At 58.8% G+C, this 12,014-nt stretch carries 9 protein-coding genes; 5 read left to right on the plus strand and 4 right to left on the minus strand.

Going from position 1 to position 12,014, the window contains the following annotated elements; translation table 11 throughout:
• Window positions 1–213: 213 nt before the first annotated feature.
• Entirely contained in the window at window positions 214–984 is a 771-nt protein-coding gene (locus NQ491_RS07145; RefSeq protein ID WP_019246250.1) for a Cof-type HAD-IIB family hydrolase, read from the minus strand.
• 107 nt (window positions 985–1,091) lie between these two features.
• Here NQ491_RS07145 and NQ491_RS07150 point away from each other — a divergent pair, with 107 nt between their 5' ends.
• Entirely contained in the window at window positions 1,092–1,883 is a 792-nt protein-coding gene (locus NQ491_RS07150; RefSeq protein WP_026089702.1) for a histidinol-phosphatase, read from the plus strand.
• A gap of 70 nt (window positions 1,884–1,953) precedes the next feature.
• Here the strand turns inward: NQ491_RS07150 and NQ491_RS07155 are convergent, their stop codons facing one another.
• Window positions 1,954–2,436: a DUF456 domain-containing protein gene (locus NQ491_RS07155; RefSeq protein WP_019246252.1), complete on the minus strand. Its 483-nt coding sequence runs from the start codon at window positions 2,434–2,436 to the stop codon at window positions 1,954–1,956.
• Window positions 2,433–3,071 carry a peptide deformylase gene (locus tag NQ491_RS07160; protein ID WP_019246253.1) on the minus strand — a complete coding sequence of 213 codons (639 nt, stop codon included), beginning with the start codon at window positions 3,069–3,071 and terminating at the stop codon, window positions 2,433–2,435. Before NQ491_RS07160 ends, NQ491_RS07155 begins: the two co-directional genes overlap by 4 nt.
• Window positions 3,072–3,375: 304 nt before the next feature.
• Between NQ491_RS07160 and NQ491_RS07165 the strand changes: the two genes are divergently transcribed.
• From NQ491_RS07165 to NQ491_RS07175, 3 genes are all read left to right on the plus strand, one after another.
• Entirely contained in the window at window positions 3,376–5,532 is a 2,157-nt protein-coding gene (locus NQ491_RS07165; protein ID WP_019246254.1) for an elongation factor G, read from the plus strand.
• A gap of 410 nt (window positions 5,533–5,942) precedes the next feature.
• Complete coding sequence (locus NQ491_RS07170; protein WP_019246255.1) at window positions 5,943–6,566, plus strand: hypothetical protein; 624 nt, start codon at window positions 5,943–5,945, stop codon at window positions 6,564–6,566.
• A gap of 19 nt (window positions 6,567–6,585) precedes the next feature.
• Entirely contained in the window at window positions 6,586–7,275 is a 690-nt protein-coding gene (locus NQ491_RS07175; protein WP_019246256.1) for a hypothetical protein, read from the plus strand.
• A gap of 260 nt (window positions 7,276–7,535) precedes the next feature.
• Here NQ491_RS07175 and NQ491_RS07180 read toward each other — a convergent pair whose 3' ends face one another.
• Window positions 7,536–10,343 carry a family 78 glycoside hydrolase catalytic domain gene (locus NQ491_RS07180; protein WP_019246257.1) on the minus strand — a complete coding sequence of 936 codons (2,808 nt, stop codon included), beginning with the start codon at window positions 10,341–10,343 and terminating at the stop codon, window positions 7,536–7,538.
• Window positions 10,344–10,723: 380 nt separating this feature from the next.
• Here NQ491_RS07180 and NQ491_RS07185 point away from each other — a divergent pair, with 380 nt between their 5' ends.
• Window positions 10,724–11,113 (plus strand): GNAT family N-acetyltransferase, encoded by a 390-nt coding sequence (locus NQ491_RS07185; protein WP_198283037.1) that lies wholly within the window; start codon window positions 10,724–10,726, stop codon window positions 11,111–11,113.
• Window positions 11,114–12,014 lie beyond the last annotated feature (901 nt).

The following is a 12,014-nucleotide window of genomic DNA, read 5'->3' on the forward strand; positions in this document are numbered from 1 at the left end:
TTCGCTCGCGGAACCGTGTTTCCCGTTTTGCGAAGGCAGGCCGTCGCGATCCAAAAGTACGGATTTTTCCGTTGCGACGGTTGCCGCCCGGCAGTATTCCGTTCATCCGTTGCGGCAATCGCAATCCGCTTTCCCGCGGCGCGGGCCGAAGCGTTTTCCGTCCGTCGTGCACGGTTCGGCGGCCCGCCCGGAATTTCCGGGCGGGCCGGGGCGTCAGATCAGTCCGAAATGCCGGAGCGCCCGGCCCACTCCATCCTCGTCGACGCTCGCGGTCACGTAGTCGGCCGCCGCCTGTACCTCCTCGGCCGCATTGCCCATGGCGACTCCGATACCCGCATGGCGCAGCATCTCGATGTCGTTCTGGCCGTCGCCGAAAGCCATCGTTTCGTCCGGCGCGATGCCGAACGAGCGGCAGATCGCGTCGATACCGACGCTCTTGCTCCCGCCCTCGGGCACGACATCCATGAAATAGGGATTCCACCGCGTCGACCGGCAGCGGGGCAGCCGCTCCATCAGCCACGGCTCGCGCTCGGGGCCGATGAACGGCATGAGCTGGAAGATATCGGTACGCAAGGCCCGGGACGGACTCTCGACGGGCGGATCGCCGAAGTTGAGCAGTCGCTGCGCGGCCCGGAAATTGTCGTCGGCGCAGTTGATGTACATCCGGTCCTCCTCGATGAACAGGCACGGAAAAGGCTCCCTTTCGATCAGTCCGACCGCCGTGCGGATGTCGTTCGGATCGATGCTGCGGCGATAGATCACGCCCCGCGCGTCGTAGCAATACTGCCCGTTGAGCGTCACGTAGCCGTCGAAGGCGAGGTCCCCCAGATTGTTCAGGTCGCAGCGGTGGCGGCCGGTGGCTATGAAGAGCAGCAGGCCCCGGCGCCGTGCCTCGGCCAGCGCGTTTCGGGTCGGCTCGCCGACCCGGTGAGTCTCGAAGCTGACCAGCGTTCCGTCGATATCCAGAAAAAGAGCTTTGATCATTCGGTCGTTTTTCGTAATAGTTACAGCGCAGGGATTGCCCGGCAAAGATAAAGAAATTAATTTTGCCGTCGCTGCGGGAAGGCACTTCGCCCGACCCGACGGCCGGAATGCAGAAAACGAACTTTCACACCCATACGGCCCGTTGCGGACACGCATCGGGAGAAGACGAGCAGTACGTGCGGAGCGCGATCCGGGGAGGCTATCGCGTGCTCGGCTTTTCGGATCATACGCCTTGGAGTTATGCCTCGGACTTCGTCTCGCCGATTAGGATGCCGCTCGACGCGCTTCCCGATTACGTGCGGAGCGTCCGCTCGCTCCAGAGGCGCTATGCAGGGCGGATCGAATTGCGCCTCGGGCTGGAATGCGAGTATTTCGAGGACTACATGCCCTGGTTGCGCGACACGATCCGCGAGTACCGCCTCGACTACGTCATTTTCGGGAATCATTTCTACCGGACCGATGAGCGCTATCCCTATTTCGGCTCGGACACCCGTTCCGCCGAAATGCTCGATCTGTATGCGGAAAGCGCGATCCGGGGCATGGAAACCGGCTTGTACGCCTATCTGGCGCACCCCGACCTGTTCATGCGCAGCTACGGGCGATTCGACGGGCACTGCGCCCGCATCGGCCGCGAGATATGCCGCCGGGCCTCGCGGCTCCGTATGCCGCTCGAGTACAACGTTTCGATGATCGCTTACAACGAGGCGCACGGCGTGGCCGGAGTTCCGCACCCGGATTTCTGGCGGATTGCGGCCGACGAGGGATGCACGGCGATCGTCGGCATCGATGCCCACGACCACCGTGTGCTCGAAAGCGGTCTCTATTACGACCGGGCCGTTCGGGAGCTCGCGGCGCTCGGCATTCCGGTGATCGATACGATCCCCTTTTTCGAGTATTAGCCCCGGGCAAACGGCCCCTGTGACGAGGAGCTTCTCCGGTCCGACCGGAATGCCGCCGCAGACTGTCATGTCAGACGAACAGCGCGCGGATGACGTAGAATCCGATCGCGAGCGACACGGCCAGCTTCATCCCGGTACCGAGAATGAAGGCGGCGAACGAACTGACCGCGACCCTGAGCGCCCTGAGCTTGTCGCTGCCGTCATGGATCAGTTCGCCGACGAAGGCGCCGACGAAAGCGCCGACGATCAGTCCGGCCGGCGGAAAGAATACCATGCCGACGATCAACCCTACGAGCGAGCCTCGGGCCGCCTGTTTCGAGCCGCCGAACCGACGCGCCAGCCAAGCCGGCAGCAGGTAGTCGAGCACCGTGACCGCGAGCGTCGCGAGCCCCCAGATCGTCAGGAAACGGCTGTCGAACTCCGCCGCTCCGCTCCAGCGCATCAGCAGCAATGCGACGAAGCTCAGCGGAGGGCCGGGCAGAACCGGCAGAATACAGCCCGCTATGCCGACCAGAATGCACAGTACGGCCAGTACGATCAGCAAGACGCTCATGGTTTCGAGGATTTATGCCGGCGGTTCCCGGCCGCGCGGTCCGGAGTCCGGTCGATGAACAGAATACCGTTCAGATGATCGATCTCGTGTTGGAATACGACGGCCGTGAATCCCGATACGTATTCCCGCCGGCGCTTTCCGCTCTGCCCGTCCCGGTAGCGCAGCACGACCCGTTCCCGGCGCACGGCCGTGTCGATCTTCCCGGGAATCGACAGGCATCCTTCGGGACTCCGGACCGTTTCGCCCGCATACCGCACGATGCGGGGATTGGCGTAGAACTCGAACGGCTCGCCCTCCCGGTCGAAGCGCTGCACGGCGATGAGACGTCGCGATACGCCTACCTGAGGCGCTGCGATCCCGACGCCCGGGTCGGCCGGGTCGTTCACCGTACAGAGCATGCGCCGCTTCAGGCGGGCATACAGCGGATCGCCGAGCCATGCGCGGCCGATCCGCCCGCTTCGGCCGCGCAGCCGAAGCGAGTCGCCGCCATCGGTCGTTTTGAGCACGCGCATCGCGCCTTCGCCCGGCTCCGCGCCGATCGTTGCGGCCTCCGACGCCGAGAACCGGCCGACCGAGGCGCACGACGGAAGCGCGAGCCATACCGAGGCGAAAACGAGCGTTCGCAGGAGTTTCATCTGTCGTTCGGTCTTTTCCTGCAAAGCTACGTTTTTTTATTCACTGCGACAACGCATCGCCACGAACTTCGGACAGCCGAAAAGGATATGGGCGGCCGTACCGGAAGACCGGCCGCGCGCCGATTGTTCATACGAACGGCCAACTGCCGGAAGTCCGGCCCGTCGCACGGGCCGTGCGCGCAGCTGCGACAGACGGGCGAATCTTCGGCCGGGTATTGCGGGTTTGCGTTTAATTTCTTAAATTTAAAGCACCTTGTACTGCCTGAAATCTTAAAAAGTTCAACCTAAAACAGCTTATCGAATTATGAAGACGTACACGACACACGACATCAAGAACGTGGTCCTGCTCGGCGCCTCGGGCTCTGGCAAGACCACGCTGGCCGAGGCGATGGCTTTCGACGGAGGGGTGATCGACCGGCGCGGAAGCGTCGAAAACGACAACACGCTCTCGGATTACACCGACGTGGAGCACCTTTATAAACGCTCGATCTATCCGACGATCCTGTTCGCTGAGTACATGGGGCGCAAGCTGAACATCATCGACACGCCGGGCTCGGACGACTTCTGCGGCGGACTGTTCTCGGCGTTCCGGGTGGCCGACGTGGGCGTGATGCTCCTCAACGCCCAGAACGGGTTCGAGGTCGGAACGGAAATTCAGGCGCGCTATGCCCGGCGGCACGAGAAGCCGATCATCGCGGTCATCAACCAGCTCGACCATGAAAAGGCGTCGTGGGAGGGAACGCTCGATTCGCTGAAGGCGGCCTCGCAGGTCACGCCGGTCGTCGTGCAGTATCCGGTCAATCCGGGGCCCGGCTTCGACGCGTTCGTCGACGTGCTGCTGATGAAAATGTATCGTTTCAAGGGCGATACCGGCGTACGCGAGGAGCTCGAAATCCCCGAGTCGGAAATGGAACGGGCCGCCGAGCTGAACCGCATCCTGACCGAGGCGGCCGCCGAGAACGACGAGGCGCTGATGGAGCTCTATTTCGACAAGGGCGTACTGACGCAGGACGAGCTGCGTTCGGGTCTGAAGCTGGGACTCGCCAAGCGCGACCTGATCCCGGTGTTCTGCGCTTCGGGCAAGCGCGACATAGGGGCCAAGCGGCTGATGGAATTCATCATCAACGTAGCGCCCGGTCCGATCAAGGCGCCCGCTTTCAAGACGACGGACGGGCGCGAGATCGCGGCCGACAGTTCGGCTCCGACCTCGCTGTTCGTCTTCAAGAGCGCCGTCGAACCGCATCTGGGCGAAATGACGTTCTTTCGCGTCGTGTCGGGGAAGGTGACCGAAGGCATGGAGCTGGTCAACTCGAAGACGGGCAACAAGGAAAAAATATCGCAACTGTTCGCCGTGGCGGGCAAGAACCGCGTCAAAGTGACCGAAATGGAAGCGGGCGACATCGGCTGCACGGTCAAACTGAAAGGGACCAAGACGAACCAGACGCTCTGCTCGCCGGGCGCCGACATCCGGATCGAGCCGATCCGATTCCCCGAACCTCGCTACCGGGCCGCCGTGCGCCCGCTCAAGACCGGCGAGGACGAGAAGCTCGGCGAGCTGCTGAACCGGGCGCACTTCGAGGACCCGACGATTCTGGTCGAATACTCCAAGGAGCTCAAGCAGACGATCGTGCAGGGACAGGGAGAGCATCATCTGAATATCCTGAAGTGGCAGCTCGCGAACCAGAATAAGATGGAGGTCGAATTTTTCGCTCCGAAAATCCCTTACCGGGAAACGATCACGAAAGTGGCTGCGGCCGACTACCGGCACAAGAAACAGTCGGGCGGCGCTGGCCAGTTCGGCGAGGTATGGCTCGTGATCGAGCCCTATGTCGAGGGCATGCCCGAGCCGAGCCGCTACAAGATCGACGGCCGCGAGCTGGTGCTCAACATCAAGAGCAAAGAAGAGGTCGATCTGCCGTGGGGCGGCAAGCTGATGTTCTACAGCGCGATCGTCGGCGGAGCGATCGACGCCCGCTTCCTGCCCGCGATTCTGAAAGGAATCATGGAGAAAATGGAGGAAGGGCCGCTCACGGGCTCCTATGCCCGCGACATCCGCGTGGTCGTCTACGACGGCAAGATGCATCCGGTCGACTCGAACGAGCTGTCGTTCAAGCTGGCGGGCCGCAACGCATTCAAGGAAGCCTTCAAGAAGGCCGGGCCGAAAATCATGGAGCCGATCTACTCGGTCGAGGTACTCGTGCCTTCGGACCGCATGGGCGACGTGATGAGCGACCTGCAGAATCGCCGGGCCATGATCGAGGGCATGAGCAGCGACAAGGGATTCGAGCGGCTGGTGGCCCGCGTTCCGCTCGCGGAGATGTACCGCTACTCGACGACGCTCAGCTCGCTGACCAACGGCCGCGCGACCTATTCGATGAAATTCGCCTCGTACGAACAAGTGCCTTCCGACGTGCAGGAAAAGTTGCTCAAGGCATACGCCGATACGGATAAGGACGACTAACCTTTCCGGTCGATTCGGCCGAACGGGCGGCTCCGCGTTTTCAGGGAGCCGCCCGTCTTTTATGACCGGAGCGAACGGAACGAAAAACGGCGGGCGCAAAGCTCCGGAACGTATGCGGACCGTATACCGGTCGGACAGAGAAACCGTCCTGCCCCGAAGAAGTCTTCTCTCCCTATACCGAATTTGCGTTGGTTTATGCGGTTTTTTCTATAATATTTTTCATAAATATCCTCTTTTTACATGTACTGTTTTTATTATCAGTTGTTTATAAATAGGCTGTTTGCTTTTTGCAAAACTCGTTATCCTCTCCTGCCCGTTATAGTTTTTAACCAACGTTTAAAACGTCATTATGTATTATATTTACAGCGATTTCTCCTTGAAATCTGTTTGAAAAACAACGTAATGAACGGATGAAAAGAACGGTCCTGCTGGCGCTGCTATGTGCAGCGACGGCATTTGCAGCCCCTGCGGCCTCGCTTGTCGAAGGACGCATCTACCTCAAGAACGGCACGGTCGTCGAATGCACGGGCAACGACCGGATAAAGCTGCCGAAGAAATCGGGTCCGCTGAAACTGTTCCGTGACGCTTTCCGCAGGACGAAGACGAAAGAGGTCTTCCGGGCCGATTCGGTCGATTCGGTCGTCTGCTGGCATCCGAAAACGCCGGAATATCTTCGCAAATTCATCCCCGCCGCCGATCCGGGCTGGATGTGGGTTTATCTTGAAACGCCCCATATCAGGGTTTGCGTCTGGTCGAAGAAAGGTTACGGCATCGACACCGACGGAGGTATCCAGATATGGCAAAAACAGCGGACTTTCAGTCAGTCCCGCACGGCATACTTCCTGCAAAAGCACGGCGGGGACGGATTCCGGGACGTGGGCGGCGCCAACCGTAACTCGAAGGACGCCTTTCGCGAGCGTGTCGCCCGCTATGTCGACGACGATCCCGCACTGGCGGAGCGTATCCGGCATTCGAACGCCAGCCGTAGCAAGACCGTGCTGATGTTGCAAGACTACAATCCGACGAAACGATAACCTTAAAAACAATCGATGTATGAAACGAACGATTCTTTTCGTAGTGACCGCGTTCATTGCCTTCGGCACCGTTTTCCGGGCGGAGGCGAAGAAACCCGAGGATCAGGAGTTCCGCCGCGTGATCGTTACGCTCAAATCCGGCGAGAAAGTCGAAGGATACCTCAAAAGCGGCTGGCACGCCGATGGCGCTCTTCTGAAAAAAGAGAACTATTCGTTCAAAATCACCAAAACGCCCGATGACAAAGAGTCGGTCAAGTATACGGCCGACGAGGTAACATGCATCGACTATGCGGAAAAAACCGAGGAAAATCCCGACGGGATCCATTGGGATGCGCTCGACATCGCTTCGCCCTCCATCGGTAATCGCTATAATACGATCCGACGGCTGGTTTGTCTGGACAAAGTCGGGAAGAACGCTACGACCTACTGGTGGAAGATCTGGACAACGGAACGGGTGGGCAATATCAACCGCCGGATATTGAAAACCGTTCACGGCGTCCGGTTCCACGACGATCCCGATAAGGTAGTTTACACCTACATGCTGGTGAACACGATGTTGATGGACAAGCTGCATCCCGGGCTGCATGAGTTCTGCAAGAAATGGTTCAAAGGCCCCGAAGGAAAAGTCCGTAAGAAGGAGGCTAAGGAGAACGACGCGTGGATACTCGACATGTACGACGCCTACCTCGAACGGCAAGCGGTCCAGTAAGTCGACTCGTAATTTCCGGAATAAGCGCCGAGGAGATCGCCCGTCCCGAGTTCTGGAACGAAAGGAATCTCGCAACGAAAACCGGTCTGTACGACATGTCTTTCGTCAAGGGGAAGGGTGAAAAACGATAATATCGGGGAATCCCTCACAGGATTCCCCGATATCGGCTTTGTTTCGCGGTCATGCGGACTTTTCTTACGAAGCATCGGCGACACGTTACGCAGACTCTCCTCCGGAACGGGTCCGCACGCCCGGTCCGGCTATTTCTCGACGGCGATCCGGTAGACGCCCGAGCCGACATGCAGTTCGATACGTCCGTCCGTTCCGCTTTCGACGGCCATATCCTTGCGGCCCGATACGGGCTTGCCGCTCTCGGTGACTTTCGCCGGATCGGTCGCGGGCAGGCAAATACGGGCCGTAGCGTTGGCGGGTATTTCGATCGTCTGCACGAACTCGTCCGGCGCGTCCTTCCACTCGCTGCGGATCAGTCCGTAAGGCGAACGGAACGATACGCGGGCATCGCGCAGATCGCCTACGATCTGGGGATCGATCACGATCCGCTTGTAGGCCGTCGAGCCGGACTCCTGCGAGATGCCTCCGATGCCGCTGAACAGCCACGAGTAGAGATGGCCGAGCATGCAGTGGTTGTGCGACAGGTAATCGCGGCTCTGCCAAGACTCGGCCAGCGCCGTCTCGCCCATAGCGATCTGGTAGCCGTAGCCCGGCACGTCGTAACGGCTGTTCATGTCGAACAGTACGTCCGAAGCGCCGCGATCCTGCAACGTCTGCACGACGTAGCGGTAGCCGATGTCGCCCGCCGTCACGGCATTGCCGCGGCCGCGGATGTCGTCGATCAGGTTTTTCAGCACGACCTCCTCGTACTGGGGTTCCGCGAGTCCCATGTAGAGCGCCATCGCGTTGGCCGCTTGGCTGTTGCGGTCGTACTTGAGCGTCCGGCGGTCGAAAAAGCGCTCGTTGAACGCCTTTTTCACCTCGGCGGCCAGCGATTCGTAACGCTCGGCGTCGGCCGTTTTGCCCAAATGCTCGGCGATCCGCCGCATCGTGCAGATATCGTAATAATAGATCGCCGTCGCGCTGACGCCGTTCGACGTCAGCTGCGAATGGGCCGGCTCGGCGGGACCTATGTCGCACCAGTCGCCCAGTCCGTAGGCCACGATATGTCCGTCGGCCTTCGACGACAGGTAATCGATGTAGTCCGCCATCCGGTCGTAGTTCTCGCGCATCGGCCGGTCGTCTCCGTACCAGCGGTAGAGGTAGTAGGGCAGCAGGATGAAGGCGCTGCCCCATTCCGGCGTGTCGAGGAATCCTTCGGCGAAGACGGTGTACTGCGGCGCGATGGTCGGAATCATTCCGTCCTCGTGCTGGGCCGTCGCCATGTCGCCGACGATTTTCGGATAAGCCCGCGAGATATCGTAGCCGTATTGGATCGACGGGCCGATCAGATGCGACTGCTCGAGCCAGCCGAGTTTCTCGCGGTGGGGACAGTCGGTGAATACGCTGGAAAAGTTGCTGCGGATAGCCCAGTCGATCAACGTGTAGATTTGATTGAAAAGCGGGTTGGAGCACTCGAACGTGCCGACCTGCTCGGCCGAGTTGGTCGTGTGCAGCCCGGTCAGCTCGACGATCTCGGGCAGGCCGTTCGGATTGGGCTCGCCCTCGGGTACCGCACCCTCGACTTCCACGTAGCGGAAACCGTAGTAGGTGAACTGCGGCTGCCAGCTTTCGACGCTGCCGTCGCCGCGCGTCGTGTAGCTGAAGAACACCGGTCCGCCCGACGAACGCTGGTTGACCGTGCTGTCGGGGCGGCAGAGCTCGCCGGGAAACATCCTCACGGTATGCCGGCCCGAAGCGCGCACGCTCAGGCGGACGATGCCCGAGGCGTTCTGCCCCAGATCGTACAGGTAGTTGCCTTTCGAGTTGCGATATTTGCGGACGGTCGGAACCCGCTGGCGGATCTTGATCGGCGTCGTGCGCTGCGAGCGCAGCGGGGAGTCGAACCGCGTGAGCACGGCGGCGCTCCACGAACTGTCGTCGAAGTCCGGCGAGGTCCAGCCGGCCTGCGCAAGGCCCGCATCGTAATCCTCGCCTCCGTAAATGCTCGAGAACGTGACCGGTCCAGGCGCCGCCTTCCACGAGTCGTCCGAGACGACCGTCTGTCGCGTGCCGTCTTCGTACTCGATCTGCAGCTTGAAGATCATCTTCGGCGCTCCGTACGATCCGGCGAACTTGCTGTACCGCTCGCGCGGGATGTTGAAAAATCCGTTGCCGAGCATCGCGCCGACCGCGTTGGCGCCCTGCCGAAGCCGGTCGCTCACGTCGAACGAAACGTATTGCACCTCCTTATCGAACTTGGTCCAGGCCGGATCGAGGAAGTGGTCGCCCGTCTTCTCGCCGTTGAGAAACAGCTCGAACTGGCCCAGTCCGCAGACATAGGCCGTCGCCCGCCGCACGGGCTTGTCGACCGTGAACTCGCGGCGCAGCAGCGGCAGCTTGTTCCGCCCGAACGGCTTGTTGCCCAGGATCGGGTTGTCGGGACCCGTGTCGAACGTGCCGTTGATGACGATCAGCGAGTCGACGTCCTCCTCGAGCGCGATCCACCGCGCCCCGGACCAGTCTTCGCGGTCGGGCAGCCCCATCGTGAAACGCTGCGCCGGACTCCACGCCGACGGCTTGCCGTCCGGTCCCCAGACGCGGACGCTCCAGTAATAGGTTTCGGCCGCTTCCAGAGGCTGCCCGTCATACGGTATCAGCAACGACTGTTCGCCGGGAACCTTGCCGCTGTCCCACATCGTAGCACGGCCGGCAGCGGCGTCCTTTTCCGTTCCGGCCACGACGATGCGATAGGCGGTCTGCCGGCATCCGCGTTCGGGCGATACCAGTTGCCAACTGAAACGGGGCGACGGAGTTTCGATTCCGACCGGATCGGTCTCCTGCTCGCACTTGAGCGAGCCGAAGCCGAGGCCGGTCTGCGCCGCGAGCGGCGCGCAGGTTATTGCCATGAGCGTCAGCCACAGGGATGTCCGACGCGCAAAGGTCGTTTTTTTCATCGTTTCGGTTTGTTAGTCCGGGGATAAAAATAGTTTTTTTAGGCGGGATTTCCAACCGCCGGGACAACGGCTGCGACAGGCCGGACTGCCGGTGCGGGGCAATCCTTTGTCCTTATCGTCTCCCGGACGGTCCTGACAAAACATCAGGCTCCGCACGTTGAGATCGGGAATCCGCACGACGCAGCCTGATTTTTCCGAGTACGGCGCCGGGAATGCCGTCCACGCATCGAAAAGCTGAAATATATCATGTCTTTCCCGTTACGGATCGTATTTTTCGTATATTCAAATGAAAATAGCAATCAGACGAAATGGAAATCAGGCGATACAAGTCCGTAAATTTAAGGCAGATATCCCGGTTGTTCTATGAAACGGTCCACGCCGTGAACATAAAGGATTATACCAAAGAACAGGTAAATGCGTGGGCGACGGGTCGTATCGACTTGAAGGAATGGGACGCCTCGTTTCAGAGACATATTGCCTACGTCGTTACGGGAAACGATTTGGTCGTAGGTTTCGGAGATATCGATAGAACCGGATATCTGGACAAACTGTTTGTCCATAAGGATTTTCAAGGCCGAGGCATAGCAACCGCAATATGTGACCGGCTCGAAAACGAAGCCGAAGTGGAATGCATCCGCGTTCACGCTTCGATTACGGCAAAATCTTTTTTCGAAAGGCGCGGCTACCGAGTCGTCAAGCGACAGGAGGTCGAAAGACAAGGCGTGCTTTTAACGAATTATATCATGGAAAAGTATTTGGCTCTCCCGTAACTCGGTCGCATACGAATTCCCCGCGCTGTCTTCCGCCGGTAGTTCGTTATGCTTCCGCCGGGCCGATCGCTGTCGAAACCCCGGTCGTTCGAGAATCCTGCGGTTTCGGGGGGGGGAGGTGTTGTACGGGATTTATTACCGGTTTGAGGTCACGAATACTTTGTTTCGGCTAAGGCGATAGCAATCTTATGTCTGTCGGTGTATTCGATTGATATACTGACAAATGAACCTGATGAAAGATGGAAATGCCGTGCCTATGTCGTGTCTGTTAAAAACGAACGCTCGACTTATGAAAGGCCAAGCGTTTGAAATGTTGCTTTGTATCCCCCAACAGTTCCGACGCAGGTGAGTTCGCTGTCTTTGCATCTTACATATTTTACAATAAATCAATCATATGCAAATTTTATCCATGCGCGACCATTGCCGTTCGACGCATGGAAATGACCGATTCGTTTTAGGTTGCAACAACTAATAGTTTGTATGATGAGCAGTGTGAAAGCCGTCTTTCGACAAGACAAAACGAATTGCCGTGGCTTCCGTGTATCTCCGTATTACCGTAAATCGATCTACAAAGGTATTCCCTGCGTAGCGGTCTCGCCCGACGATTGGGACGATAAAACGGAAAAAGTCGAACGGATCGGTAATTATCGAACATGGAGATGCTGGATAATCGTCATAACGTTTACGAATGAAAGATAAGATAGCAAGAATGGGATTATCTTATTGATTGTCATAGCTAAAAAAACATATTATTTTAATCAAGGCAAAGAATGATGATTTTCATGGCAGGACCAATAATTCGATGTCAAGCTGATATTGAAAGGACCGAATTCGATCTTGACAACGATGAGAAAGAAAAAACAAACCGGACCTTATCCTTATCTGTTATGAATCAATATAC

This window comes from Alistipes ihumii AP11 (assembly GCF_025144665.1).
Lineage (GTDB): Bacteria > Bacteroidota > Bacteroidia > Bacteroidales > Rikenellaceae > Alistipes_A > Alistipes_A ihumii.